This window comes from Streptomyces sp. NPDC058326 (assembly GCF_042879855.1).
Lineage (GTDB): Bacteria > Actinomycetota > Actinomycetes > Streptomycetales > Streptomycetaceae > Streptomyces.
Genome location: NZ_JBHVZO010000009.1, coordinates 219,057 through 245,976 on the forward strand (window position 1 = coordinate 219,057; position 26,920 = coordinate 245,976).

At 73.0% G+C, this 26,920-nt stretch carries 22 protein-coding genes and 1 pseudogene; 16 read left to right on the top strand and 7 right to left on the bottom strand.

Annotated features, from left to right (window positions below; translation table 11 throughout):
- Positions 1-19: 19 nt before the first annotated feature.
- Together ACFVYX_RS19095 and ACFVYX_RS19100 are read right to left on the bottom strand one after the other, a co-directional pair.
- Positions 20-1,648 (bottom strand): amidohydrolase, encoded by a 1,629-nt coding sequence (locus tag ACFVYX_RS19095; RefSeq protein ID WP_389682541.1) that lies wholly within the window; start codon positions 1,646-1,648, stop codon positions 20-22.
- Positions 1,649-1,882: 234 nt separating this feature from the next.
- Positions 1,883-2,503: pseudogene (locus ACFVYX_RS19100) on the bottom strand (TetR/AcrR family transcriptional regulator); the annotation flags it as partial.
- A 69-nt stretch (positions 2,504-2,572) separates the two neighbouring features.
- On the opposite strand from ACFVYX_RS19100, the gene ACFVYX_RS19105 reads away from it, so the two are divergent.
- Together ACFVYX_RS19105 and ACFVYX_RS19110 are read left to right on the top strand one after the other, a co-directional pair.
- On the top strand, positions 2,573-4,027 hold the full coding sequence (locus tag ACFVYX_RS19105) for a purine-cytosine permease family protein (protein ID WP_389682542.1): 1,455 nt from the start codon (positions 2,573-2,575) through the stop codon (positions 4,025-4,027).
- The gene (locus tag ACFVYX_RS19110; protein WP_389682543.1) at positions 4,024-5,106 is read left to right on the top strand and encodes a C45 family autoproteolytic acyltransferase/hydolase; all 1,083 of its coding nucleotides are present in this window, start codon (positions 4,024-4,026) and stop codon (positions 5,104-5,106) included. The genes ACFVYX_RS19105 and ACFVYX_RS19110 overlap by 4 nt, the downstream gene beginning before the upstream one ends.
- 117 nt (positions 5,107-5,223) lie before the next feature.
- On the opposite strand, the gene ACFVYX_RS19115 is transcribed toward ACFVYX_RS19110, so the two are convergent.
- The 3 genes from ACFVYX_RS19115 to ACFVYX_RS19125 form a co-directional block, all read right to left on the bottom strand.
- On the bottom strand, positions 5,224-5,934 hold the full coding sequence (locus ACFVYX_RS19115; RefSeq protein ID WP_389682544.1) for a gamma-glutamyl-gamma-aminobutyrate hydrolase family protein: 711 nt from the start codon (positions 5,932-5,934) through the stop codon (positions 5,224-5,226).
- Positions 5,935-5,941: 7 nt separating this feature from the next.
- A complete protein-coding gene (eat, locus tag ACFVYX_RS19120) occupies positions 5,942-7,411 on the bottom strand; it encodes an ethanolamine permease (RefSeq protein ID WP_389682545.1) in 1,470 nt (489 codons plus the stop codon).
- A 188-nt stretch (positions 7,412-7,599) separates the two neighbouring features.
- Positions 7,600-8,328 carry a FadR/GntR family transcriptional regulator gene (locus ACFVYX_RS19125; RefSeq protein WP_389682546.1) on the bottom strand — a complete coding sequence of 243 codons (729 nt, stop codon included), beginning with the start codon at positions 8,326-8,328 and terminating at the stop codon, positions 7,600-7,602.
- A gap of 89 nt (positions 8,329-8,417) precedes the next feature.
- On the opposite strand from ACFVYX_RS19125, the gene ACFVYX_RS19130 reads away from it, so the two are divergent.
- The 4 genes from ACFVYX_RS19130 (at position 8,418) to ACFVYX_RS19145 (ending at position 13,340) form a co-directional block, all read left to right on the top strand.
- Positions 8,418-9,788, top strand: coding sequence for a glutamine synthetase family protein (locus ACFVYX_RS19130; protein WP_389682547.1), 1,371 nt, complete (start codon positions 8,418-8,420; stop codon positions 9,786-9,788).
- A 64-nt stretch (positions 9,789-9,852) separates the two neighbouring features.
- Complete coding sequence (locus ACFVYX_RS19135) at positions 9,853-11,217, top strand: aldehyde dehydrogenase family protein (RefSeq protein WP_389682548.1); 1,365 nt, start codon at positions 9,853-9,855, stop codon at positions 11,215-11,217.
- Positions 11,214-11,996: a 3-oxoacyl-ACP reductase gene (locus tag ACFVYX_RS19140; RefSeq protein WP_389682550.1), complete on the top strand. Its 783-nt coding sequence runs from the start codon at positions 11,214-11,216 to the stop codon at positions 11,994-11,996. The genes ACFVYX_RS19135 and ACFVYX_RS19140 overlap by 4 nt, the downstream gene beginning before the upstream one ends.
- 84 nt (positions 11,997-12,080) lie before the next feature.
- A complete protein-coding gene (locus tag ACFVYX_RS19145) occupies positions 12,081-13,340 on the top strand; it encodes a haloacid dehalogenase-like hydrolase (RefSeq protein WP_389682551.1) in 1,260 nt (419 codons plus the stop codon).
- A gap of 66 nt (positions 13,341-13,406) precedes the next feature.
- On the opposite strand, the gene ACFVYX_RS19150 is transcribed toward ACFVYX_RS19145, so the two are convergent.
- On the bottom strand, positions 13,407-14,609 hold the full coding sequence (locus ACFVYX_RS19150; RefSeq protein WP_389682552.1) for an amino acid deaminase/aldolase: 1,203 nt from the start codon (positions 14,607-14,609) through the stop codon (positions 13,407-13,409).
- Between the two features lie 955 nt (positions 14,610-15,564).
- Between ACFVYX_RS19150 and ACFVYX_RS19155 the strand changes: the two genes are divergently transcribed.
- The 3 genes from ACFVYX_RS19155 to ACFVYX_RS19165 all read left to right on the top strand — a co-directional run bounded on the left by ACFVYX_RS19155 (position 15,565) and on the right by ACFVYX_RS19165 (position 18,571).
- Positions 15,565-16,536, top strand: coding sequence for a hypothetical protein (locus tag ACFVYX_RS19155; protein WP_389682553.1), 972 nt, complete (start codon positions 15,565-15,567; stop codon positions 16,534-16,536).
- Entirely contained in the window at positions 16,533-17,702 is a 1,170-nt protein-coding gene (mycP, locus tag ACFVYX_RS19160) for a type VII secretion-associated serine protease mycosin (protein ID WP_389682554.1), read from the top strand. The genes ACFVYX_RS19155 and mycP overlap by 4 nt, the downstream gene beginning before the upstream one ends.
- Before the next feature lie 137 nt (positions 17,703-17,839).
- Complete coding sequence (locus ACFVYX_RS19165) at positions 17,840-18,571, top strand: SseB family protein (protein ID WP_389682555.1); 732 nt, start codon at positions 17,840-17,842, stop codon at positions 18,569-18,571.
- Between the two features lie 16 nt (positions 18,572-18,587).
- Here the strand turns inward: ACFVYX_RS19165 and ACFVYX_RS19170 are convergent, their stop codons facing one another.
- A complete protein-coding gene (locus ACFVYX_RS19170) occupies positions 18,588-18,983 on the bottom strand; it encodes a DUF1844 domain-containing protein (protein ID WP_389682556.1) in 396 nt (131 codons plus the stop codon).
- Between the two features lie 309 nt (positions 18,984-19,292).
- Between ACFVYX_RS19170 and infC the strand changes: the two genes are divergently transcribed.
- The 7 genes from infC to pheT all read left to right on the top strand — a co-directional run bounded on the left by infC (position 19,293) and on the right by pheT (position 26,883).
- The gene (gene infC / locus ACFVYX_RS19175; RefSeq protein WP_389682557.1) at positions 19,293-20,006 is read left to right on the top strand and encodes a translation initiation factor IF-3; all 714 of its coding nucleotides are present in this window, start codon (positions 19,293-19,295) and stop codon (positions 20,004-20,006) included.
- A 123-nt stretch (positions 20,007-20,129) separates the two neighbouring features.
- Entirely contained in the window at positions 20,130-20,324 is a 195-nt protein-coding gene (gene rpmI / locus ACFVYX_RS19180; RefSeq protein WP_030204697.1) for a 50S ribosomal protein L35, read from the top strand.
- 106 nt (positions 20,325-20,430) lie between these two features.
- A complete protein-coding gene (gene rplT / locus ACFVYX_RS19185) occupies positions 20,431-20,817 on the top strand; it encodes a 50S ribosomal protein L20 (RefSeq protein WP_125652405.1) in 387 nt (128 codons plus the stop codon).
- A 115-nt stretch (positions 20,818-20,932) separates the two neighbouring features.
- The gene (locus ACFVYX_RS19190; RefSeq protein WP_389682558.1) at positions 20,933-21,772 is read left to right on the top strand and encodes a TrmH family RNA methyltransferase; all 840 of its coding nucleotides are present in this window, start codon (positions 20,933-20,935) and stop codon (positions 21,770-21,772) included.
- An 81-nt stretch (positions 21,773-21,853) separates the two neighbouring features.
- Complete coding sequence (locus tag ACFVYX_RS19195) at positions 21,854-23,071, top strand: ATP-binding protein (RefSeq protein WP_389682559.1); 1,218 nt, start codon at positions 21,854-21,856, stop codon at positions 23,069-23,071.
- 144 nt (positions 23,072-23,215) lie between these two features.
- A complete protein-coding gene (gene pheS, locus ACFVYX_RS19200; RefSeq protein WP_389682560.1) occupies positions 23,216-24,355 on the top strand; it encodes a phenylalanine--tRNA ligase subunit alpha in 1,140 nt (379 codons plus the stop codon).
- Complete coding sequence (pheT, locus tag ACFVYX_RS19205) at positions 24,355-26,883, top strand: phenylalanine--tRNA ligase subunit beta (RefSeq protein WP_389682561.1); 2,529 nt, start codon at positions 24,355-24,357, stop codon at positions 26,881-26,883. Before pheS ends, pheT begins: the two co-directional genes overlap by 1 nt.
- Positions 26,884-26,920: the final 37 nt, after the last annotated feature.

The following is a 26,920-nucleotide window of genomic DNA, read 5'->3' on the forward strand; positions in this document are numbered from 1 at the left end:
CCGCGCTCGGCCACCTCCGTCAGAGATCCGAGGCCCGGAACGTCACCCGGCCGTTGACCGCCGTCAGCCGGACCGGCACGTCCGACAGCTCCGTCGGCGCGGTCGTCAGAGGATCGGCGGCCAGTACCGTCAGGTCCGCCCGGAAGCCAAGCGCGAGACGCCCCGCCTCATGCTCCTCGCCCGCCGCGTACGCCGGCGCCGTCGTCATGCCCCGCAGCGCCTCCAGGGCCGACAGCGCCTGCTCGGGTCCGTGCGGTGCCTGGCCGAGATCACGGCTCGGACGCCGGTGCCTGGCCCCGGCCATCACACCGAGCGGCGGGAACGGCGCGATCGGCCAGTCCGAGCCGAGGACCACCGTGGCCCCGGCGTCCACCAGGTCCCGGCACCGCCACGCGCGCGAGGCACGCTCCTCGCCGAGCCTGCGCGACCAGTTGTCGGTGTGGTCGGCGCGGGTGAAGTCACAGCAGTGCGTGGGCTGCATCGACGCGAGGACACCCAGGTCGGCGAAGCGCCGCAGGGTGTCGTCCGGCACGGTCTCGATGTGCTCGACCCGGTGCCGCACCTCGGCCCCGCCGGTGGCCCGCGCCTTCTCGACGGAGTCGAGGACGTGCCGCACGGCCGCGTCGCCGATGGCGTGCGTCGCGGTCGGGACCCCCGCCCGGTGCAGCTCGCCGACGATGTGGGTGTACGCGGCCGGGTCCGGCCAGAACGCGTGCGTGGACTCGCCGTGGCAGTCGGGGCGCTCCAGCCACGCGGTGCCGTTGTCGATGGTCCCGTCCATGAAGAGCTTCACCCCCGCGACCCGCCACAGCGCCCCGCCCGTGCCCTGCTGCGCGATCAGGGCCCGTACGCCGTCCGCGTCGGTGCCGGGCTGGCACCAGGGCGCCACCCGGAGCCGCAGCGGCAGTTCACCGGCCGCGTCGAGCTCTCCGTACAGCGCGAGGCTCTCGCCGTTGGCGTCCATGGCATGACCGCCGGTGAGCCCTGCCGCCGCCATGGACCGCAGCGCCGCCGCGAGCCGCTCCCGACTCTCCTCGCGCGTCGGTCTCGGGGCGACCCGCTCGACCAGCTCGCAGGCGGCGTCCTCCTGGAGCAGCCCGGTCGGGCGCCCGTCCGCGTCGCAGACGACCTCGGCGGACGCCTGGTCGAAGGTGCGGGGCCCGTCGACCCCGGCGAGTTCGAGCGCGCGCCGGCTGGCGAGCGCCGAGTGGGCGTCGAAGAGCAGCAGGAACGCCGGGACTCCGTCGAGCACGGCGTCGAAGGGCGCGATCCCGACGGGCCGGTCGCCGAAGACGTTCGGGTCGAGGCCCCAGCCGAAGAGCCACGCGCCCCGGTCGAGGCTCCGTACCTCGAGGGCGAGGGCCTCCCGTACGTCGTCGAGGTCCGCGCAGTACGACAGGTCGAGGCCGTGGGTCAGTTCGGCGCCGGAGACCGGGTGCACGTGTCCGTCGACGAGACCGGGGGTGACCACGGCGCCCTTGAGGTCGACGACGGTCGTGCCGGGTCCCGCGAGCGCGCGGATCTCGCGGTCGTCGCCCAGGGCGCCGATCCGGCCGTCCTCGGAGACGGCGAGCGCGGTCTCGGGCAGGAACGCCCCCGTGCCGGGGTCGAGGAGACGGGCGGAGAGCAGGACGAGTGGGGTGCGCACGGTGGCTCCAGGGAGGGAACGGGGGAGAGGGCGGGGGCGGGGGTGTGGGTGGGGTCAGGCGGGGTCGGCGGGCGACGCGGGTACGTCGCCGGGTTCGGATGCCGGTACGTCGCCGGGCCCCAGCCGCGGCACGTCCGCGGGTTCCGGGTGTTCCACCGGTTCCGTGGCGTCCGCGGGCACCACCGGTTCCATGGCCTCCGTGGCGTCCGCGGGTTCCGCCGGTGTCGGTACCTCCGTCAACGTGCCGTGCGGCAGGCCGAGTACGCGTTCCGCCGTGGTGACGGCCATGCGGGTCACCGCCGCCGGGCGGTTGCTCCGGTCGGTGTTGGCGTGGGCGCCGAGGCCGTCGATCACCACCAGGATCTGGATGGCGGCGGCGCGCGGATCGTCCGTCCGGAACTCGCCCCGCTCGACGCCCTCCCGGATCAGCGTCTCCAGACGGTCGTCGGAGGCGAGTTCCTGTTCGGCGACCCGGTCGCGCAGGACGGGCCGGTATCGGCTGAGGTGCCGGGCGTTGATCCAGAGGCGGCTGATGTCGTCGTACGCCGCACCCGCCGAGAGGGCGAAATACCGCGCGAGGTACTGGATCGGGGTGCCGTGGGAGCGGTCGGCGGGCAGCAGGGCGTCGAGCTCGCCGGTGGCGGCCACGCTGAACGCCTCGCCCACCAGATCCTCCGCCGAGGGGAAGTAGTGGCTGATGAGACCGGGGCGGACGGCGAGCTCCTCGGCGATCCGCCGCAGGGTGACGCACTCGAGCCCCTCGGTCAGGGCGACGCGTGCCGCGGTCTCCACGATCTCCGCCCGCCGGGCTTCCGGGGATTTCCGAACTCGCTTGCGCTGGACGCTTGACGACATACCCCGGATGCTATTGAGTGTGCGACCAATAAGCAACCAGGTGGGCACGACACGCATCCGGAGGGCCGCATGGCTTCCACGATCCCCGACCCGCACCCAGGCTCCCCGGGCGCCCAGGTCACCGCGCCGACCGCCGACCGGCCCGGCCGCATCGAGGCCCACGGCATCGACCACATCCCCGAGACCGAGCGCCACGGACACCCCCGTGAGCTCTTCTCCGTCTGGGCCGCCGCCAACGTCAACTACCTCAGCCTCGTCATCGGCGGCGCCCTCGTCCTCATGGGCCTGAGCCTCGGGCAGGCCCTCGCCGTGATCGTCATCGGCAACCTCTTCTGGCTGCTCACCGGCCTCCTCGCCACCTCGGGACCGGCCGCGGGAGCGCCCAGCGAGGTGATCACCAGGGCCATGTACGGGGTCCTCGGCAACCGCGTGAACAACGCGGTCGGCGGCTGGCTCGTCTCCGTCTGCTACTTCGCCCTCAACCTGGCCGCCGCGGCGACCGCCGCCTTCGCGCTCGTCGAGAAGGCCGGCCTCACGGCGAACACCCCCGTCAAGGCGGCCGTCATCGTGGTCATCGCCGCCCTGACACTGGCCATCAGCGTCTACGGGCACGCCCTGATCATCAAGCTGTACCTGCCGATCACCCTGGCCCTCGCCGGGGCCTTCACGGTCGTCGCGTTCGCCGTCCTCCGGCACGCCGACTTCTCGTACGCCCCCGAGGCGTCGCTCACCGGCGTCGACCTCTGGGCGCTCCTCGTCGCGGGCACGGCGATGATCGCCTCGGGCCCCCTCTCGTACACCACGAGTGCCGACTTCTCCCGCTATCTGCCGCGTACGGCCTCCCGGAAGGCGGTCATCGGCTGGACCGCGCTCGGCGCCTTCGTGCCCAGCGTCGTCGTCTGCGCGCTCGGCGCCCTCGCGGCCACCGCCGTCGACATGACCGACCCGCAGACCGCGCTCCAGGAGATACTGCCCGGCTGGTTCGTCCCGGTCTTCCTGCTCGCCCTGGTGCTCGGCACCATCGCCATCAACGCCCTGACCGCGTACAGCGCCGGGCTCGCGCTCCAGGCCGTCGGCCTCCGCATCCGCCGTTCCGTCAGCGTCCTCTTCGACGGTGCCGCCGCCGTCGCCCTGACCCTCTACGGACTGCTCGTCTCCAACTTCCTGGACACCGTCAGCAACGCGCTCCAGGTGATCGTCGTCCTGACCGGACCTCTGATGGCGATCTACGCCACCGACGTCCTGCTGCGCCGGGGCCGCTACGACGGCCTCCAGCTCTCGGACGAAACGTCCGGCAGCCCGTTCTGGTACACGGGGGGCATCAACCCGGCCGGTGCCCTCGCCCTCGTCGTGGGCCTCACCTCCGCCGCCCTCTGCGTCAACACCCTCTACACGGGCCCGGTCGCCACGGCCCTCGGCGGCGTCGACCTCTCCCTTCCGGTCGGCATGATCGTCTCCGCCGCGCTCTACGCCCTGCTCATGCGGAACGACCGCACCCTGCTCGCCGCCCGGGCCGTCGCGTGAACAGCCGTACGACCCTCCGGATCACCGGGGACACGCCCCGGCGGCGCGGCGAGGACCGGGGCCGGCGGGCCCGCGCCGGCATCGCGCGCGCGTGGCGGGTGTACGAGGAACTGTTCGCGACGGTCGCCGCGGGCAACGCCCGGACGCTCGACGTGCCCGCGCTCGCCCTCCGCGCAGCCGACGCGACCCGCGCCTGGGCGCCGGAACTCGTCGAGGAGATGGAAGGGGTCGCCGACGGCGCCGGACTGCCCTTCTGGACGGTCGCCGCGCTCAACGCGCGCACCGAGATCCTCGCCGTGGCCGGGGCGCCCCGCACGGGCGAATGCTCCACCCTCGTCCACGGCGGCCCCCGGACCACCGGCGGCCAGTGCTGGGACTGGCACCAGGAACTCGCCGACGCCTGGCACCTCCAGACCGTCACCGGAGACGTCCAGGGCTTCGCCGGGATCACCGAACACGGCATCCTCGCGAAGATCGGCGTCAACGAGGCCGGTGTGGGCGTGCTCTTCAACATCCTCGGCCACGCGGACGACGCGGCCGGCGGAGTCCCCGTCCACCTGGTGGCCCGTCAGGTGCTCGGCACGGCCGGGTCGTTCGCCGAGGCGGTCGGGATGCTGACCGGCGCCCCCGTCTCGGCCTCCACGGTCATCACCGTGGTGACCGCCGACCGGGCCGCCTCCGTGGAACTCGCCCCGGCCGGCTCGGCCGTGGTCACCCCGGACGACCGGGGCTGGCTGGTGCGCACGAACCACTTCCTGGCCCCGGCCCTCGCGGCCGCGGAGCTGCGCGGCCGACGGGAGCCGGAGACGTACGACCGCCACCGACTGCTCACGGAACGCGTCCTCGGGCACACCGGTCCGCTCGGCCCCGACGCGCTCGTGCGCCTGCTCGCCGCCCACCGGGACGACGGGGCCGAGGTCTGCTGCCACGCCCCCGCCGGGGGGCACCTGGGCAGCCGCTGGGCGACGCTCGCCACGGTCGCGCTCGATCCGGCCGAGCGCCGCCTCATGGTCCACGACGGGGGACCCTGCACGGCGGGCCCGGAGACCTGGACCCGGATCGAGGCACCGGGCCGCTGAGACGCGGCCCGTCACTCCCGGCGGGTCACCGCCCTCCCGCCGCCTGGACGAGCCTCCGCGTCACGCGCGGGTCACCGCCCTCCCGCCACCTCGATGAGCCTCCGCGTCGCGAGCGGGTCACCGCCCTCCCGCCGCCTCCACGAGCCCCCGCATCACGCGCGGGTCCTCGCCCATCTCCGGGTGCCACTGGACGCCGAGGACCCACGCGGGGGCGGCCAGTTCCACCGCCTCCACCGTGCCGTCCTCCGCGTGGGCCGAGGCCGCGAGCCCCGCGCCCAGGCGGTCCACGGCCTGGTGGTGGTAGGTCGGGACCTCCATGAGCTCGGGCACAAGGGAGGCGTACCGGCTGCCGGGCACCGGCTTCACCGCGTGCCGGCCGATCACCCCGACCGCCTCCACGTGCCCGTCCAGGTGCTGGACGAGCGTCCCTCCGAGGGCCACGTTGAGGAGCTGCATGCCCCGGCAGATGCCGAGCAGCGGGGTCCCGGCGGCGAGGGCGGCGTCGATCAGGGCGAGCTCCCAGGAGTCCCGCTCCCTGGCCGGCGGGCCGGTACGGGGGTCGGGCTCGGCCCCGTACCGTACGGGCTCGACGTCCGCCCCGCCCGCGACGACAAGGCCGTCGAGCCGGGCCACGACCGCCGCGGCCGCCGCCGGCGCGTCCGGCGGCAGCATCACGGCGAGGCCGCCGCTCTCCCGCACGAGCCGCGGGTACGCGGCGGGGAGCAGCGCGGCCCGCATGTCCCACACCCCCCACCGGGCCTGGTCGAGGTAGGTGGTCACGCCGATGAGCGGCTGGGTCACGGAAGGTCCTCCAGTGGCGCGGAGCATCGGTGGGTCAGTCGCGTTCGAGTTCGGCCTCGGCCGCGGCGAGCGCCGCGAACTCCTCCTCGGGCGCACGGGCCACCAGATGCTTCCGACTGTAGAACGCGAAGTAGGCGAGGGCGATCACGTACACCCCGAGCGCCATGAACGCCGCCGTCCGGTCCACCAGGAACGTCGCGACCAGGGCCGACAGGGCGAGCACGAACGCCACGGACGAGGTCACGGTCCCGCCGGGCGTGCGGTACGGCCGGTGAAGGCCCGGCTCGCGGCGCCGCAGCACGATGTGGGAGAGCGCCATCAGGGCGTACGAGATGGTCGCGCCGAACACGGCGATGTTGAGCATCCGGGCCCCGTCCCCCGTCCCGGCCGCGAGCGCGAACCCGATCGCGCCCGGGATGAGCAGCCCCAGGTACGGAGACTTCCGGCGGCTCGTGAGAGAGAGGAAACGCGGGAGGTAGCCGGCCCGCGAGAGGGCGAAGAGCTGGCGCGATCCCGCGTAGATGAGGGAGAAGAAGGAGGCGACGAGACCGGCGAGGCCCGCGTAGTTCACGAACCGGCTGAGCGCCGTCGGCTCCCCGTCGCCCTGGAGCGCCACCACCAGCGGGTTGCCCGCCTCCTGGACGGCGGCCGCGCCGCGCGCCCCGGTCGCGGCGAAGAAGGTCATGACGGCGAGCAGCACCAGGATGCCCATGGAGATCGCGAGCGCCTTCGGCATCGACCGCACCGGGTCCTTCGCCTCCTCGGCGGCGAGCGGCACGCCCTCCACGCCGAGGAAGAACCACATGCCGAAGGGGAACGCGGCCCAGATCCCGAGGAGCCCGAAGGGCAGCCAGGAGTTGGCGCCGAAGGCCTCGCCGTCGACGGGGATGTCGTTCAGACCGTCCACGTGGAAGTCGGTGAACGCGCCGAGCGCGAAGACGACGAGGGCGGCGACGGCGATCGCCGTCACGACGAGACTGAAGCGCAGGGCCTCGCCCACGCCCCACAGGTGGATGCCGATGAAGAGCGCGAAACAGACGAGGTAGACCGGCCAGCCGGACTCCAGGCCGAAGAGGCCGAGGGACTCGACGTAGTCGCCGATGAAGATCGAGATGGCGGCGGGCGCCAGGATGTACTCGATGAGGATCGCGGTGCCGGTGAGGAAGCCGCCCCAGGTGCCGAGCGCCCGGCGGGCGAAGCCGTACCCGCCGCCGGCGGTGGGGAGGATGGCGGACAGTTCGGCGAGCGCGAAGACCAGACAGGCGTACATCGCGCCCATCAGGACGGTGGCGACGGCGAGCCCGCCGAAGCCGCCCTTCGAGAGGCCGATGTTCCATCCGGAGAAGTCCCCGGAGACGACGTAGGCGACGCCGAGCCCGGTGAGCAGCAGCCAGCCGGCGCTGCCGCGGCGCAGCGCGCGGCGCTCCAGATAGTCGTCCTTCGGCGGGGTGGTGCCCCCGGGTGTTCCGCCGGGTGTTCCCCCGGTGGTGTCTTCGAGCGTCATGGCAGCGGCTCCCCGCGACGGGACCAATGGATTGGTCCCATACCTTTGCGGTGCCGATACGGAGTGCGCAACCCCCGTGCGTTACTTTCGGGTTACGCGGCCGAAGCCGGCGTCCCGCCGAGAAACCCGGCGGCGGCGCGGTCGCTCACGTCAGGAACCCCCGCAGCGGCGCGTCAGCGGCGCCTGCGTCACGTCAGAAACCCGCGCAGCAGTGCCGCCGTGCCCGCGCAGTGCTCCCGCATCACCTCGCGCGCCGCGTCCGCGTCACCGTCGAGGACCGCCTCCATCACGGCCGTGTGCTGGTGCTGGGAGTGCTCCAGGTTGCGTACGAGCAGGGGGATGCAGTCCAGGAGATCGTTCACCGTGGCCCGGACCGCCGCGTACTGGGCCGTCAGCGTCGGCGATCCGGAGAGCTCGGCGAGCGTGAGGTGCAGCAGGGTGTCCTGGCGGCGGTAGTCGGCCAGCGGGGCGTCGTGCGTGGCCCCCACCGCGGCCCGCAGCCGCTCGGCGCCCGCCGCGTCGAGACCGTGGGCCGCGCAGAGCCCGGCGGCCCCCACCTCGAGGACCTCACGGAAGCGCAGGGTGTCCTCCATGTCGACCGAGGCGATCCGGCGGCGCAGCTCGTCCTCGTCGGCCGTCTGGACGCGGGGCAGCACGAACGTTCCGCCGTACCGGCCGCGCCGGCTCTCCACGAGGCCCTGTTCCTGGAGGACCTTGAGGACCTCGCGGAGGGTGACCCGGCTGATCCCCATCCGGTCGGCCAGCTCCCGCTCCGCGGGCAGCCGCTCGCCGCCCGGCACGAGCCCGAGCCGTACCACCTGGAGGATCTGCTCCAGGGCCTCCTCGAAGCCGTTGCCCGCCCGCACCGGCCGCAGCACGGGCGTCAGCCGGTCCGCCGATTCACTCGTACTGGCCACGTTCTCGTTTCCCCTTCTCCAGCACTTCCCAAGTAAAGGTCTTCCGCAATACCTTATGACTTCCGGCAGGCCGAAGGAGGAGTAATTCCGTGGCAGACCGCACACCCCCGCTCACCGTCGAGGAGCTCCGCGCCCTCGTCGCGAGCGGCGAGATCGACACCGTGGTCCTGGCCTTCCCCGACATGCAGGGGCGGCTCCAGGGCAAGCGGTTCGCCGCCCCGTTCTTCCTGGACGAGGTACTCGGCCACGGCACCGAGGGCTGCAACTACCTTCTCGCCGTCGACACCGAGATGAACACCGTCGACGGCTACGACATGTCCTCCTGGGACCGCGGCTACGGCGACTTCGCCATGCACCCCGACCTCACCACCCTCCGCCGCCTCCCCTGGAACGAGGCCACCGCCATGGTGACGGCGGACCTGGCCTGGGGCGACGGCACCCCCGTCGTCGCCGCGCCGCGCCAGATCCTCCGCCGCCAGCTGGAGCGCCTCGCGGAGCACGGCTTCACCGCCCACGTCGGCACCGAACTCGAGTTCATCGTCTTCAAGGACAGCTACGAGCAGGCCTGGGACGCCAACTACCGCGGCCTCACTCCCGTCAACCAGTACAACATCGACTACTCCGTCCTCGGTACCGGACGCATCGAACCCCTCCTGCGCCGCATCCGCAACGAGATGACCGGCGCGGGACTCACCGTGGAGTCCGCCAAGGGCGAGTGCAACCCCGGCCAGCACGAGATCGCCTTCAAGTACGACGAGGCCCTCGTCACCTGTGACCGGCATGCCGTCTACAAGACGGGCGCCAAGGAGATCGCCGCCCAGGAGGGCTACTCGCTCACCTTCATGGCGAAGTACAACGAGCGCGAGGGCAACTCCTGCCACATCCACCTCTCCCTGCAGTCCGTCGACGACGCGGGCGTGAACGTGATGGCGGGCGACGACGAGCACGGCATGTCCGAGATCATGCGGCACTTCCTCGCCGGGCAGCTCACCGCCCTCCGCGACTTCTCCCTCCTCTACGCCCCCAACATCAACTCCTACAAGCGGTTCCAGCCCGGCTCCTTCGCCCCCACCGCCGTCGCCTGGGGCCACGACAACCGCACCTGTTCGCTCCGGGTCGTCGGCCACGGCCGCTCCACCCGCTTCGAGAACCGCCTCCCCGGCGGAGACGTCAACCCGTACCTCGCCGTCGCCGCCATGGTCGCCGCAGGACTGCACGGCATCGAGCAGCGCCTCGAACTGCCCCCGCCCTGCGCCGGGAACGCCTACACCGCCGAGTACGCGCACGTCCCCACCACCCTGCGCGAGGCGGCCGAGCTCTGGGAGACCAGCGAGATCGCCAAGGCCGCCTTCGGACCCGAGGTCGTCGCCCACTACCGCAACATGGCCCGCGTCGAACTCGACGCCTTCGACGCCGCGGTGACCGACTGGGAGCTGCGCCGGTCCTTCGAACGCCTGTGATCCGCACCGCCCCGCGAACGCCTGTGATCCGGACCACCCCGCGAACGCCTCTGAGAGGACTGAGTTGCTCCAGGTACTGAACCCGGCGACCGAGGAGCCGGTCGCCACCGTCCCCGCCGCCACCCCCGCCGACATCGACGCCGCCGTCGCGCGGGCCACCGCCGCCCAGCGCGGCTGGGCCGCCGCCGCGCCCGCCGACCGGGCCCGGCTGCTCCGCCGCTTCGCCACGGTCGTCGACGGGCACATCGAGGAACTCGCCCGCCTGGAGGTGACCGAGGCCGGTCACACCATCGGCAACGCCCGCTGGGAGGCCGGCAACGTCCGCGACCTGCTCGACTTCGCCGCCGGGGGAGTGGAGCGCCTCAACGGACGCCAGATCCCGGTGGCCGGCGGCCTCGACATCACGATCCTCGAACCGCTCGGGGTCGTCGGTGTCATCGCCCCCTGGAACTTCCCCATGCCGATCGCCGCCTGGGCCACCGCACCCGCCCTCGCCGCCGGCAACGCCGTCCTCCTCAAGCCCGCCGAGACCACCCCGCTCACCGCGCTCCGCCTCGCCGAACTCGCCCTCGAAGCCGGTCTGCCCGAAGGCCTCTTCCAGGTCCTCCCCGGCACAGGACCGGTCGCCGGCAACGCCCTCGTCGAGCATCCCGGCATCCCCAAGATCGTCTTCACCGGCTCCACCAGGGTCGGAAAGTCGATCATGGCGAAGTGTGCCGACCAGGTGAAGCGGGTCACCCTCGAACTCGGCGGCAAGAGCCCCAACATCGTCTTCGCCGACGCCGACCTGGAAGCCGCGGCCGCGGCCGCCCCGATGGCCTTCCTCGACAACAGCGGCCAGGACTGCTGCGCCCGCACCCGCATCCTCGTCCAGCGGAGCGCGTACGACCGCTTCCTCGAACTCCTCACCCCCGCCATCGAGGAGATCGTCGTCGGCGACCCCGCCGACGAGCGCACCCAGATGGGTCCCCTCATCTCCCGCGCCCAGCTCGACCGCGTCCGCTCCTACGTCACCGACGACCTCACCGGCATCAGGGGCAAGGCCCCCGAAGGACCCGGCTTCTGGTTCCCGCCGACCGTCCTCACCGGCGTACCCGAGGACGCGCCCTGCGCCGTCGAGGAGGTCTTCGGCCCCGTCGCCGTCGTCCTCCCCTTCGAGGACGAGGCCGACGCGATCCGCCTCGCCAACGCCACCGAGTACGGCCTGTCCGGCTCCATCTGGACCCGCGACGTCGGCCGCGCCCTGCGCGCCTCCCGCGCCGTCCGGGCCGGCAACCTCTCCGTCAACTCCCACTCCAGCGTCCGCTACTGGACCCCGTTCGGCGGCTACCAGCAGTCCGGCCTCGGCCGTGAACTCGGCCCCGACGCCCTGACCGCCTTCACCGAAACCAAGAACGTCTTCATCAGCACGGAGGGCCCCGCACTGTGAGCAACGAGATCATCTGCCGCCGCCTGGTCGGCCGCACCGCCGTCATCACCGGAGCCGGCAGCGGCATCGGCCTCGCCACCGCCCGCCGGCTCGCCTCCGAGGGCGCGAACGTCGTCTGCGGCGACATCGACGAGGAGGCCGGAAAGGCCGCGGCCGAGGAGGTCGGCGGCACCTTCGTGAAGGTCGACGTCACCGACCCGGAGGAGGTCGAGACGCTGTTCCGCACCGCCTTCGAGACCTACGGCTCCGTCGACATCGCCTTCAACAACGCCGGCATCTCGCCGCCCGACGACGACTCCATCCTGGAGACCGGACTTGAGGCCTGGAAGCGCGTCCAGGACGTCAACCTCACCTCCGTCTACCTCTGCTGCAAGGCCGCCCTGCCCTACATGCGCCGCCAGGGCAAGGGCTCCATCATCAACACCGCGTCCTTCGTCGCGATCATGGGCGCGGCCACCAGCCAGATCTCCTACACCGCCTCCAAGGGCGGCGTCCTCGCCATGTCCCGCGAGCTCGGCGTCCAGTTCGCCCGCGAGGGCATCCGCGTCAACGCCCTGTGCCCCGGGCCGGTCAACACCCCGCTCCTCCAGGAGCTGTTCGCCAAGGACCCCGAGCGGGCCGCCCGCCGCCTCGTCCACATCCCGGTCGGCCGCTTCGCCGAGGCCGACGAGATCGCCGCGGCGGTCGCGTTCCTCGCCAGCGACGACTCCTCCTTCGTCAACGCGAGCGACTTCCTCGTCGACGGAGGCATCGCGGGCGCGTACGTGACGCCGCTCTAGCTCCCCTCGCTCCCCTCACCCCCCCCCGACAGCCGGGCGTCGCAAGGCGCCCGGCTGTTCCGCGTACCGACCTGGAGAGTGATCATGAACCGCCGACTCCGTACGTCCGCGGCCACCGCCGCGCTCGCCCTCGCCACGACCAGCCTCGTCTCCGGGACCCCGGCCGAGGCGCGACCGCGCGCCTGCCCGACCCTGAAGGTCTCCGAAGGCTGGCACGGCGACAACAAGGCCCGGCTCGACGCGCTGATCGCCGACCACTGCGCCGAGAAGGGGACCGCCCGGACGACGAAGCCCCTGGCGGTCTTCGACTGGGACAACACCGTCATCAAGAACGACGTCGGAGACGCCACCTTCTACTGGCTCCTCCGCAACGACCGCATACGCCCGCCCCGGAACGGCGACTGGGCCGCCACCAGCCGCCACCTCACCCCCGGAGCGGCCGCCGCCCTCGGCGCCGCCTGCCCCACCGGCGTACGCACCCTCCCCACCGCCACCGACACCCGCTGCGCGGACGAGATCCTCTCCGTCTACGGCACGGGAACCACCACCGGCGGCACGGCCGCCTTCGCCGGCTTCGACCACCGTCGCATGGAGCCGCAGTACGCCTGGCTCGCCCAGCTCCTGCGCGGTTGGACCACCCGCCAGGTCGAGTCCTTCGCCGCCGCCGCCCGCGCCGAGAACCTCGCCGCCCCCCAGGGCGCCACCCAACGCGTCGGCACGTCCCAGGTGACCGGCTGGGTCCGCCACTACCCCCAGCAGCGCGACCTGATCCGGACCCTCCAGGACGCCGGCTTCGACGTCTGGATCGTCTCCGCCTCGCCCGAACCCGTCGTCGACGTCTGGGCGAAGGGCATCGGAGTCCACCCCTCCCGTGCCATCGGCATCCGCAACACCACCGAGCACGGCCGCCTCACCGCCCACCTCAAGGGCTGCGGCACCGTACGCGACGGCGAGGACCGGATGATCACCTACATCGACGGCAAGCGCTGCTGGATCAACCAGGAGATCCTCGGCGTCCACGGCCCCGCCTCCGAGCGCGTACAGCCCGCGTCCCGGCGTCAGGTCCTCGCAGCGGGAGACTCCGACACCGACATCTCCTTCCTGCGGGACGCCACAGGGCTGCGCCTGGTCCTCAACCGCAACAAGAACGAACTCATGTGCCGGGCGTACGAGAACGGCGACGGCCGCTGGATCGTCAATCCCATGTTCATCGAACCGAAGAAGCGGAAGACGACTGCGTACCCCTGTGCCACCACGGGGTACACGGCGAGCGACGGCACGGCGGAACCGGTCCGCCGCCCCGACGGAAGCGTGATCCCGGACCAGACGGACGCGGTCCACTAGGGCCTGTCTTTCGGATCATGCCGGGCTCGCGGTCAGCGGCCGGCCGTCCGCCCCGGCCGTCCGCCGTCAGAGGAAGGTCTGTCCCTCACCCCGGTACGTCGGCACGGTCGCCGTGATCCGGTCGCCCTCGATCAGCTGAAGACTCTCGAACCGCTCGCACAGCTCGCCGGCCTTCGCGTGCCGGAACCACACCTTGTCGCCGATCCGCAGATCGTCGGCCGGCGAGCCCAGCAGCGGGGTCTGCACCTCCCCGGGCCCCTCCTGCGGGTCGTACCGCAGCCCCTCCGGCAGGTACGGCACGGGCAGCCGGTCCCGGCCCGGCGCCCCGGACGCCGGATAGCCGCCCCCGAGCACAGTCACCACCCCGACCCCCGGACGGCGGACGACGGGCTGCGCGAAGAGCGCGGCGGGCCGCCCGCTGAACGACGTGTAGTTGTCGAAGAGCCGCGGTACGAACAGACCCGAACCCGCGGCGATCTCCGTCACCGCCTCCTCGGCGGCCGTGTGCTGCACGCTGCCGGTACCGCCGCCGTTCACGAACTCCAGGTCCGGCGCCACCGCCCGCACGGCCCGCACCACGGCCGCCCGGCGCTCCGCCAGCTCCCGGCGCGCCGCCGCCTGCATCAGCCGGATCGCCCGCGACCGCAGGGGCCTGCCCGCGACCGCGTCGCCGACCCCCGCGACATGCCCCTCGTACGCCATGATCCCGACCAGCCGGAAACCAGGCCGCCGCTCCACCGACCGGGCCAGCTCGGCCAGCTGGGCGGGCTCCCTCAGCGGCGAGCGCAGCGCCCCCACCCGTACCCGCCCCCCGAGCAGAGACAGCGCCGTGTCCAGCTCCAGACAGACCCGGACCTCCTCCGTCCCGCCCGCGCGAGCCGCGTCGATCAGATCCAGCTGCGCCACGTCGTCGACCATCACGGTCACGGCGGCGGCGAGCTTCGGATCCCGCGCCAGCTCCGCGAACCCGGAGCGGTCCGCCGACGGATACGCGAGCAGGACGTCCTCGAACCCGGCACGGGCCAGCCACAGCGACTCGTCGAGCGTGAACGACATGATCCCCGCGAAACCCTCGCGCGCGAGCACCCGATCCAGGAGCGCCCGGCACCGCACGGACTTGCTCGCGACCCGCACCGGCTTGCCCCCGGCCCGGCGCACCAGGTCCGCCGCGTTGGCGTCGAAGGCCTCAAGATCGACGATCGCCACGGGCGCGTCGAGATGAGCGGTGGCCCGGTCGTAACGGGCCCGGTCGGCGGCACGGGGAGTCATGGCCCGAGCTTGCCAGACAGGTTTACGGGTGGGTAGCCCCTGGGTTCCCGTGCGGGGCGGAACAGCCCGTAGAGTGACGGGCATTGTCGACACGAGCGGGGGAACGGGGATGACCGGCGAGCAGCATCCCCGCACGCCCTCCCGCATCACGGACGCACTGCTCCCCACGGACGAACCGACCCCGACGGAGACCACGACCCGCCTCCGCGTGATCCGCCCGGACGACCCACGGGCCGCGGCGCGCGGCGGGAACGGGAACGAGAGCGGTGCGGGGACGACAGCGCTTCCGGCCGCACCGCCGGTTCCGCCCCGCACGTCGCCTCCGACCGCACCGCTGGTTCCACCCCGCACGTCGGCTGGCCCCGGAGCGCCGACTCCGGCGGTCCCGAACGTTCCGGCGCCCGCCCCCGGGACTCCGGCCCCCGCCGGGCCGGCACGCCCGGCGTCGGCTCCGGGCGCCCAGGCGTCGGACTCCGGGGCTCCGGGTTCAGCTTCTTCTTCCGGAACGCTGCCCCGGCAGGCATCCGCGTCCGCGCCCGCGGCGTCGGCTTCGGTGGACTCGCCGCGCCCGGGGACCGGTCCGGGGGCTCCGTCACCTGGTACGCCGCCTCGGCCGGCGTCCGCGCCTGCGACGTCGGCCTCTGCGGCTGTGCCGCGCCCGGCGACCGGTCCGGGGGCTCCGACACCCGGTGAGCCGCCTCGGCCGGCATCCGCGCCTGCGACTCCGCCCCGGCCGGCGTCCACGCCGCCGACTCCGCCCCGGCAGCTGTCCGCTTCCGCGACGCCGGCATCCGCGCCTCCGGCCCAGCCCCGGCCGGAGTCCGTTCCCGCGACTCCGCCCCGGCCGGTGGGCACTCCTGAGGCCTCGGCTCGGGCCGCCTCCGGTTCGTCGGCTCCCGCCCAGCCCGGGACCTCGGCGTCCACCGCCCCGCCCCGGCCCGGGACCCCTGCGCCCGTGGTTCCCGAGCGGCCGGAGGCCCCCGCGTCCACCGTTCCCGCCCGGCCGGAGGTCCCCGCGCCGACGTCCGGCCGCGCTTCCGTCTGGCATCCGCCGACCGCAGTCCCCTCCGCCCGGCCCCCCGTCATCCCCTACGGCCACACCTACGCCGCCCCCGGCGCCCTCCCGCCCGAGGCGTCCGTGGAGACGACCACGCGGCTCCGGCCCGTACGGGAGCGGCGGACCGGTCGGCGGGTCGCCGTCGCCGTCTGTGCCGTGCTCGGGGTCGGGCTCATCGGCGGTGCCCTCGCCGGAGTGTGGCTGGCCGCCGCCGAACCCGGCGCGCCCGCCGAACCCGCCGGGTACACCGAGGCGAAGGACCTCTGGCACAACGCCCCCGTCGACACCCTCTTCCCCCGGATCCTCGCGGGCCCCGGCGCGGGCCCCGGCGCCGCCGCACGCACCTGGACCCGGATCGTCGTCGCCCCGGACGCCGCCTGCACGCCCGCCGTCCTCGCCAAGGGCCTGCTCGCCACCCTCCGGCCGCTCGGCTGCGAACGCGTCCTGCGCGCCACCTACACCGACGCCACCGCCAGCAGCGTCATCACCGTCGGCCTCGTCTTCACCCGCGCCGACGTCACCGCGCAGCGCACCCTCGGCCAGGGCCTCACCGCCCGGCTCGGCGCCGACGTCCCGCCGGCGCTGTCCGGCCCCGGCACCGTCGCCTCCCGTTTCGGTGCCGGCCAGCGCGCGAGCTGGTGGCTGAACGCCCCCGCCGACCTCCCCGTCGTCGTCACCGCCGTCTCCGGCTTCGCCGACGGCCGGGCCGTCGAAAGCCCGCAGCCGGCCGACCGGGCCATGGCCGCCGGCCGTACCGACGCCACCGCGCAGTCCGGCCTCGGCCACGAGGCCAAGGGCATCACGGTGCGCTTCGAGCGGCTGCTCCGCACGACGGTCGCCGCCGCGGCGAAGGAGAGGAACGACCGGTGACCCGACCCACCCGCGCCACCGCGGCCGTCCTCCTCGCCGCCGCCTTCGCCGTCCTCCCGGCGACCACCGCGCCCGCGTACGCCGACACCATCCGGGCCCGCCAGTGGGGTCTCGAAGCGCTCCACACCACGGAGGCCTGGCGTACCACCAAGGGCGAGGGCATCACCGTCGCCGTCCTCGACACAGGTGTCGACGCCGAGCACCCGGACCTGGCGGGTTCGGTCCTCGCCGGACGCGACCTCATCGGCTTCGGCGCGTCCAGGGGCGACCGCGCCTGGGCCCGGCACGGCACCGCCATGGCCGGGATCATCGCTGGACACGGCCATGGGTACGACGGCGGGGACGGCGTCCTCGGCATCGCCCCGGGCGCGAAGATCCTGCCCGTACGGGTCATCCTCGAAGGCACCGACAAGGCCCGCGACAAGGCTCGCAAGACCCGCGGCACCGCCCTCGCCGAAGGCATCCGCTGGGCGGCCGACCACGGCGCCGACGTCATCAACCTCTCTCTCGGCGACGACTCCAAGTCCGCGCATCCCGACGCGGGCGAGGACGCCGCCGTCCAGTACGCGCTCGCCAAGGGCGTCTCCGTCGTCGCCTCCGCCGGCAACGGCGGCGAGAAGGGCGACCACGTCTCGTACCCCGCCGCGTACCCCGGCGTCATCGCCGTCACCGCCGTGGACCGCTACGGCACCCACGCCTCCTTCTCCACCCGACGCTGGTACGCCACCGTCAGCGCCCCCGGCGTCGACATCGCCATCGCCGACCCCGACCGCCGGTACTACGAGGGGTGGGGCACCAGCGCCGCCGCCGCGTTCGCCTCCGGAGCCGTCGCCCTCGTCCGCTCCGCCCACCCCGACCTCACCCCCGCCCAGATAAAACGGCTGCTCATCGACACCGCCCGCAACCGGCCGAAGGGCGGCCGCAGCGACGCCAAGGGATACGGGACGGTCGACCCGGCCGCCGCGATCGAGGCGGGCGCCAAGCTCACGGGCGGCGACCCCAAGAGCACCACCAGCGGATACCGGGGCCAGTACTTCGGCCCCGGCCCGCTCCCCGCCGTCGAGGAGAGCCGCCCCATCGGCCTGCTCGCCCCCCTCGCGGGCGGGCTCGGTGCCCTGCTGCTCCTGACCGCCGTCGTCCTCCGGCGCGCCCACCGGAACTCGTAGGGCATGTGACCCCTCCCGTCGCGCCCGGCCGCCCGACCCGCACCCTCCGGCCTGATACGCCGCCCATGGCCGGACAGGACCGTAGCCCCCGGGACCCGCCGGGCCGGGCGTCCGGCCGAGCCGGTTAGGCTCGGTGCGTGGCGCTCAAGAACATCCCGGACCCCGGTTTCTCCGACGACGACGGCACCGCCGACCCGCGGCTCGCCGCGGCCCTCGCGGCGTGGGCGGAGGACAGAACCGCCCACGGTCCTGTCCTCGACGCGCTGCGCGACGCCCGGCTGCTCGTCCCCGTGGTCGCCGTCCTCGGCGAGGTCGAGACCGACGAGAACGGCCTGCGCCGCGAGAAGACCAGCGACATGGCGGTCCCCACCCTCACCGCGGGCGACCGGCGGGCCCTGCCCGCCTTCACCTCGATCGCCTCGCTCGCCCTGTGGGACCCGGAGGCGCGGCCCGTGGCCGTCCCGCTCCACCAGGCCCTCCAGGCCGCCGCGCACGAGAAGGCGGACACGGTGGTCCTGGACCTCGCGGGCCCCGTGCCCTACCAGCTGACCGGTCCGGCCCTGCTCGCCCTCGCCGAGGGCCGTACCAGCGCCGACCCGCTCGACGACCCCGCCGTACGGGAAGCGGTCCGGGCCGCCGTGGCCGCCGAGCCCGCGGTGCTCCGTGCCCACCTCGGTCCCGGCGCGGCCGACGGCACCCTCGCCCTGGTCCTCGCCGGGGACGCCTCCCCGGCGGAGGCGGCCCAGCGCGTGGCCCGCGCCCTGGCGGCCGACGAAACACTGAGGGCCCGCCTGGTGCGGGGCCTCGACCTGGCACTCCTGCCGGCCTCGGCCACCCCTCCGGGCGAGCCCTTCTACGTAAAGCGGTAAAGCGGTAGGGCGGGTCCTAGCCGTACACCGGCCCGGTGTACTTCTCGCCCGGGCCCTGGCCCGGCTCGTCCGGGATCAGGGAGGCCTCGCGGAAGGCGAGCTGGAGGGACTTCAGGCCGTCCCGCAGGGGAGCGGCGTGGAAGGAGGAGACCTCCGTCGCGCCGGCGTCGAGCAGACCGGCGAGCGCGTGCACCAGCTTGCGGGCCTCGTCGAGGTCCTTGTACTTGTCACCCTCCTCGGTGAGCCCGAGCTTCACCGCGGCGGCGCTCATCAGGTTGACGGCGACGGTCACGATCACCTCGACCGCGGGGACCTCCGCGATGTCACGGGTCATGGCGTCGAAGTCGGGGGACTCGATGGAGTCCGGGGAGTCCGTGGAGTCCGCGGACTCGTTCTGGGGCGTCTCGCTCATGCCTCATACGATATGCCGGTCCTCGGTTCGCGGAGACCGCCGGGTCCTGCTAACCTTGTGTAACGACCGGCCGGACACGTGTGTGCCCGGCCCACAAGTGGAGGCTCCGATCTCCCACCTGACCACCCTCACGGGTGGCGGGTCACCGGTCAGGTGGCGCCCATCGTTCCGTACGGACGATGGAGCCGCCCGATGTGCGCCCCGCGGTTGACCGCGGCGGTGCTCCGGTATTCCCATGGAGCCCCGCCTGTGTCCCGTCCGGGGCGTTTTTCATGTGCCGGCTCGGTTGGTCTCAGAAACAGACGTTGCGTGTCCGTCCGCCAGGCGGTCGCGTGGTGCTACCGAGGAGGATCCATCAGCGCCGAGCCCCGCATCAACGACAGGATTCGCGTTCCCGAGGTGCGACTTGTCGGACCCAGCGGCGAGCAGGTCGGGATTGTTCCGCTTGCCAAGGCCCTGGAGCTCGCACAGGAGTACGACCTCGACCTGGTCGAGGTCGCGGCGAACGCCCGTCCGCCCGTGTGCAAGCTCATGGACTACGGGAAGTTCAAGTACGAGTCGGCCATGAAGGCCCGTGAGGCGCGCAAGAACCAGGCGCACACGGTCATCAAGGAGATGAAGCTCCGGCCGAAGATCGACCCGCACGACTATGACACCAAGAAGGGTCACGTCGTCCGGTTCCTCAAGCAGGGTGACAAGGTCAAGATCACGATCATGTTCCGTGGTCGTGAGCAGTCCCGTCCCGAGCTTGGTTTCCGGCTGCTGCAGCGGCTGGCGTCGGACGTCGAGGAGCTTGGCTTCATCGAGTCCAACCCGAAGCAGGACGGCCGGAACATGATCATGGTTCTCGGCCCGCACAAGAAGAAGACCGAGGCCATGGCCGAGGCGCGTGAGGCTCAGGCCGCACGCAAGGCCGAGCGCCAGGGCGTCACCGCAGAGGAGACGTCCGAGGCTCCGGCCGAGACCGAGGCTCCGGTCGCCGAGGCCGAGGTCGACGCTCCGGCCGAGAACCCCGAGGCGTGAGCCAAGGGGCTGCCCTCCAGGCAGCCCCGGGCCCCGCCCGGAACCACCAGACGAAGAATTGACGCTCCCGGATGTCCGGTGCCCGCACCGGGGGGAGCGCCACTGACGAGGAGATACGGCGCGATGCCGAAGAACAAGACGCACTCCGGTGCCAAGAAGCGCTTCAAGGTCACCGGCTCCGGCAAGATCATGCGCGAGCGCGCCGGCAAGCGCCACCTGCTCGAGCACAAGTCGTCCAAGCTGACGCGTCGCCTCACCGGCAACGCCGAGATGGCCCCGGGCGACGCGGCCAAGATCAAGAAGATGCTGGGCATCTGATCTGATCACCCGCCCTCGGCGACGAGGGCTACCGGCCAGGTCCGGGACCCATTCGTTTTTCGGGTCGTGTGAGTCCAACCACGACCCCGCTACAAGGAGTTAACAAGTGGCACGCGTCAAGCGGGCAGTCAACGCCCACAAGAAGCGCCGGGCGATCCTCGAGGCGGCCTCCGGCTACCGCGGTCAGCGCTCGCGCCTGTACCGCAAGGCCAAGGAGCAGGTCACCCACTCGCTGGTCTACAACTACAACGACCGGAAGAAGCGCAAGGGCGACTTCCGTCAGCTGTGGATCCAGCGCATCAACGCCGCTGCCCGCCAGAACGGCATGACGTACAACCGCCTCATCCAGGGTCTGAAGGCCGCCAACATCGAGGTGGACCGCAAGATCCTCGCCGAGCTGGCCGTCAACGACGCCAACGCGTTCGCCGCGCTGGTCGAGGTCGCGCAGAAGGCTCTGCCGGCCGACGTCAACGCCCCGAAGGCCGCCGCCTGATCTTCCAGGCCGCAGTACCTCTGCCCGGACCCGCAAGCGCGCTCGTGCTTGCGGGTCCGGGTGCGTCGGCCCCTGAAGTCGCCGTCCCCCTCGATAGAGAGAACCGCCGCACCTCATGGTCACCCCCGAGCTGATCTCCCCGCGTTCCCCGCGCGTCGTCGCCGCCCGGCGGCTCGCCAAGCGCAACTTCCGGGGCAAGGACCGCCTCTTCATCGCCGAGGGCCCGCAGGCCGTCCGCGAGGCCGTCGACCACCGCGGCTCCACCGGAGAGCCGACGCTCGTCGAACTCTTCACCACCGTCGAGGCCGCCGAGCGGTACGCCCCGATCATCGAGGCCGCCCTCGCCGCCGGCGCCCGCGTCCACCACGCCTCCGACGCCGTCCTCGCCGAGGTCTCCCAGACCGTGACCCCGCAGGGGCTCGTCGGCGTCTGCCGGTTCCTCGACTCACCGTTCGAGGAGATCGTCGCGGCCAGGCCCAAGCTGGTCGCCGTCCTCGCCCACGTGCGCGACCCCGGGAACGCCGGCACCGTGCTGCGCTGCGCCGACGCGGCCGGCGCCGACGCCGTCGTCCTCACCGACGCCTCCGTCGACCTCTACAACCCGAAGTCGGTACGCGCCTCCGTGGGGTCCCTGTTCCACCTGCCGGTCGCCGTCGGCGTCCCCGTCGAGCAGGCGGTCGCCGGACTGAAGAGCGCGGGCGTACGGATCCTCGCCGCCGACGGCGCGGGCCGGGACGACCTCGACGCCGAGCTGGACGCCGGCACCATGGGCGGACCCACCGCCTGGATCTTCGGCAACGAGGCCTGGGGGCTGCCCGAGGAGACCCGGGCCCTCGCCGACGCCGTCGTCCGCGTCCCGATCCACGGCAAGGCCGAGAGCCTCAACCTCGCCACGGCCGCCGCGGTCTGCCTGTACGCCTCCGCTCGCGCCCAGCGCCCCCGAACCTCCGCCTGAAGAGCCCATTCCGCCCTTCCCGCCCAGTAGAGTGACGCACTCGGGGGCCCACTGCGCTACACGGAGAGGTGGGATACGCGGATGACGGCCGGCACGGACAGTCCCACACAGGCACGGAGCACCGCCCCGCACGCCCCGGAACCACCGGAGCCCGCCGGCCCGCCAGGGACCGCCGCCGCTGCTTCCGCCGGCCCGCCGGTCACCGCCGCCCCGGCACCACCCGGGCCCGCAGCTCCCGCCGGCTTCGCCGGGGTCCGGCCCGACGACCTTCCCGACGGTCTCGTCGTCGCCGACGAGACCGGCCGGGTCGTCTGCTTCAACACCGCCGCCAGCCGCATCACCGCCGTACCCGGTGACCGCGCGCTCGGCCTCCCCCTCGACCAGGCGCTGCCCCTCGAAGACCTCAAGGGCCGCCGCTGGTGGACCCTGACCGACCCGTACGGCGGCCTCGCCACCCGCCGCGGCCAGCCCGAGCGCAATCTGCTGCTGCCCGGCGGCCGCGAGGTCCTCGTCTCCGCCCAGTACGTCCGCGAGCACCCCACGGGCCCGGTCCGCCGGGTCGTGGTCTCGCTGCGCGGCACCGAGGCACGCCGCCGCACCGAGCGCAGCCACGCCGAGCTCATCGCCACCGTCGCCCATGAGCTGCGTTCCCCGCTCACCTCCGTGAAGGGCTTCACCGCCACCCTCCTCGGCAAGTGGGAGCGGTTCAACGACGAGCAGAAGCGGCTCATGCTGGAGACCGTCGACGCCGACGCCGGCCGCATCAAGCGGCTCATCGCCGAACTCCTCGACATCTCCCGGATCGACTCGGGACGCCTGGAAGTCCGCCGCCAGCCCGTCGACATCGCCGCCGCCGTCGGCCGTCACGTCCAGGTGCACACCACCGCGGGCCAGTCGCCGGACCGCTTCTTCGTACGGATCAGGCCGGAGCTGCCGCCCCTGTGGGCCGACCCCGACAAGATCGACCAGATCCTCGGCAACCTCCTCGAAAATGCGGTGCGTCACGGCGAGGGAACCGTCACCATCGAGGTGGCACCCGCCAGGACGGGCGACGACGGAGAAGAGGGGACGGAGGTCACCGTGAGCGACGAGGGCCCCGGCATCCCCGAAGAGTCCATGAGCCGTGTCTTCACCCGCTTCTGGCGGGGCAGCAAGCGCGGCGGCACCGGCCTCGGCCTGTACATCGTCAAGGGCGTCGTCGAGGCCCACGGCGGCACCATCACCGTCGGAAGGGGCCCCCGGGGCGGGGCCGAGTTCCGATTTATCCTGCCCGTCGGCACCCCGGCCCATCTCATCTGACGAGACCAGACGAGATCAGGAGCCGCCCGGCCTGCCCACGGGCTCATTCGCGTCCCCCCACCCCGTTAGACTCGTCCTTTGGCACGTTTGCGCCCTTGACGTCGAGCGGGGCCGCCCAGCCAGCCAACGGAAGCACGGGAAGAGATGTCCGCACCCAATAAGTCGTACGACCCGGTTGAGGTCGAGGCACTGAAACCGGAAGAGATCGAGCGCATGCGGGACGAGGCGCTCGCCGCCTTCGCCGCCGCGGGCGACCTCGACGCGCTCGCGCATGCGAAGACCGCGCACACCGGTGGCGCCTCGCCGCTGGCGCTCGCCAACCGGGAGATCGGTGCCCTGCCTCCGCAGGCCAAGGCCGCCGCCGGAAAGCTCGTGGGCCAGGCCCGCGGCGTCGTCTCCAAGGCGCTCGCCGCCCGCCAGACCGAGCTGGAGGCCGAGCGTGACGCCCGCGTCCTCGTCGAGGAGGCCGTCGACGTCACCCTGCCGTACGACCGCGTCCCGGCCGGCGCCCGCCACCCGCTGACCACGCTGATGGAACGCGTCTCCGACGTGTTCGTCTCCATGGGCTACGAGGTCGCCGAGGGTCCCGAGGTCGAGGCGGAGTGGTTCAACTTCGACGCCCTCAACTTCGTCCCGGACCACCCGGCCCGGCAGATGCAGGACACCTTCTTCGTCCAGGGAACCTCCGCCGAGGGAACCGCGACGACCGGCGACGAGTCCGGTGTCGTGCTCCGCACCCACACCTCGCCGGTCCAGGCCCGCACCCTCATCGACCGGGAGCCCCCGGTCTACGTGGTGTGCCCCGGCCGCGTCTACCGCACCGACGAGCTCGACGCCACGCACACCCCGGTCTTCCACCAGATCGAGCTGCTCGCCGTCGACGAGGGCCTCACCATGGCCGACCTCAAGGGCACCCTGGACCACATGGTCCAGGCGCTCTTCGGCCCGGACATGAAGACCAGGCTCCGGCCGAACTTCTTCCCCTTCACCGAGCCGTCCGCCGAGATGGACATGCTCTGCTACGTCTGCCGCGGCGAGTCCGTCGGCAACCCGGACCGCCCCTGCCGCACCTGCGGCAGCGAGGGCTGGATCGAGCTGGGCGGCTGCGGCATGGTCAACCCGAAGGTGCTCGTCGCCTGCGGTGTGGACCCCGAGAAGTACAGCGGATTCGCCTTCGGGTTCGGCATCGAGCGGATGCTGATGTTCCGCCACAACGTCGACGACATGCGAGACATGGTCGAGGGTGACGTCCGGTTCACCCGGCCGTTCGGGATGGAGATCTGATGCGGGTCCCGCTTTCTTGGCTGCGGGAGTACGTCGACCTGCCGGCGACGGAGACCGGCCGCGACGTCCAGGCCAAGCTCATTTCGGCAGGCCTCGAGGTCGAGGCCGTCGAGCGGCTCGGCGCCGGCCTGACCGGCCCGCTGGTGGTCGGCAAGGTCCTCACCATCGAGGAGCTGACGGAGTTCAAGAAGCCCATCCGCTTCTGCACCGTCGACGTCGGCCAGGCCAACGGCACCGGCGAGCCCCAGGAGATCATTTGCGGCGCCCGGAACTTCGCCGCGGGCGACAAGGTCGTCGTGGCCCTGCCCGGCGCCGTGCTCCCCGGTGACTTCCGGATCGCCGAGCGCAAGACGTACGGCCGGGTCTCCCGGGGCATGATCTGCTCCGGCGACGAGCTCGGCATGGGCGACGACGGTACGCACGGCATCATCGTGCTGCCGCCCGAGCACGAGGTCGGCACCGACGCCACGGTCCTCCTGGAGCTGTTCGACGAGGTCCTCGACATCGCCGTCACCCCGGACCGCGGCTACTGCCTCTCCATGCGCGGTGTCGCCCGCGAGGCGGCCACCGCCTACGGCCTGCCGCTGCGCGACCCGGCGCTGCTCGACGTCCCCGCGCCGAACTCGTACGGCTACCCGGTCCAGATCACCGACCCGATCGGCTGTGACCGCTTCACCGCGCGCACCGTGGTCGGCCTGGCGCCCGAGGCCCGGTCCCCGATCTGGCTCCAGCGGCGCCTGCAGAAGGCGGGCATGCGCCCGATCTCGCTGGCCGTGGACGTCACCAACTACGTGATGCTGGAGCTCGGCCAGCCGCTGCACGCCTACGACCGCAGCCGGCTCGACGGCCCCATCGGCGTCCGCCGCGCCGAGGCCGGCGAGAAGATCACCACCCTCGACGGCACCGTGCGCGTCCTGGACGCCGCGGACCTCGTCATCACCGACAACCGCGGCCCCATCGGCATCGCGGGCGTCATGGGCGGTGCCCACACGGAGATCGCCGACCCGGAGACCGACCCGGAGACCGGTTACGTCACCGGCACCGCCGAGGTCGTCATCGAGGCCGCGCACTTCGACCCGATCTCGATCGCCCGCACGGCCCGCCGTCACAAGCTGTCCTCCGAGGCGTCCAAGCGCTTCGAGCGGGGCGTCGACCCGCAGGCCGCCGCCGCTGCCGCGCAGCGCACCGTCGACCTGCTCGTGCTGCTCGCGGGCGGCACGGCCGAGGCCGGTGTCACCGAGATCAGCGCCCCGTCCGCGCCGCGCACGATCACGATGCCGGCGAACCACCCGGACAAGGTCGCCGGCGTCGACTACGGCCGTGAGACCGTCGTCCGCCGCCTCCAGGAGGTCGGCTGCGACGTCTACGGCCAGGACGAGCTCGTCGTCACCGTGCCGTCGTGGCGCCCCGACCTCGCCGCGCCGAACGACCTCGCCGAAGAGGTCATCCGCCTGGAGGGCTACGAGAACCTGCCCTCCACACTGCCCAAGCCCCCGGCCGGCCGCGGGCTCACCGAGCGCCAGCGCGTCCACCGCCGGGTGGGCCGCGCCCTGGCCGGCGCCGGCTACGTCGAGGCGCTGAACTACCCGTTCATCGGCGAGCAGGTCTTCGACCAGTTCGGCCTGGACGCGGACGACACCTGCCGCCGGGTCGTGAAGCTGGTCAACCCGCTCTCCGACGAGGAGCCCGTGCTCCGCACGGCGCTGCTGCCGGGTCTGCTCGGGGCGCTCCGCCGCAACGACAGCCGTGGCAGCCACGATCTGGCGCTCTTCGAGACCGGTCTGGTCTTCCTGGCCGGCGAGCGGAGCGGCGTCGCCGTCCGGCTGCCCGTCGACCGTCGTCCCACGGACGAGGAGATCGCCGGGGTCAACGCGGCCCTGCCCGCGCAGCCCCGGCACGCCGCCGTCGTCCTGGCCGGTGCGCGCGAGCAGGCCGGCTGGTGGGGCAAGGGCCGTCCGTCCGACTGGGCGGACGCGGTCGAGGCGGCCCGCACGGTGGCCCGTGAGACGGGCACCGAACTGATCGTGCGCCAGGGCCAGTACGGCCCGTGGCACCCGGGCCGCTGCGCCGAACTGCTCGTCCTCGTCGACGGCGAGGAGCGGACGGTCGGCTACGCGGGCGAGCTGCACCCGCGCGTGGTGAAGTCCTTCGGCCTGCCGGCCCGGACCAGCGCGATGGAGCTCGACCTCGACCTGGTCGAGGCGGCGAACGAGGGACCGCTCAAGGCCCCCCGTATCTCCTCCTTCCCGGTCGCCACCCAGGACGTCGCCCTGGTCGTCGCCCAGGACGTGCCGGCCGCCGAGGTACAGGCCGCTCTCAGCGAGGGCGCGGGTGAACTCCTGGAGTCCGTCCGGCTGTTCGACGTCTACACCGGCGACCAGCTCGGCGAGGGCACCAAGTCCCTGGCGTACGCCCTGAAGTTCCGCGCCCCGGACCGCACCCTCACGGTAGACGAGGCCACCGCGGCCCGCGACGCGGCCGTGGCCCTGGCTTCGGAGCGCACGGGCGCCGTCCTGCGCGGCGCCTGAGCGGAGCAGCACCAGAGGTGGGCCGCCCCGGGGATTC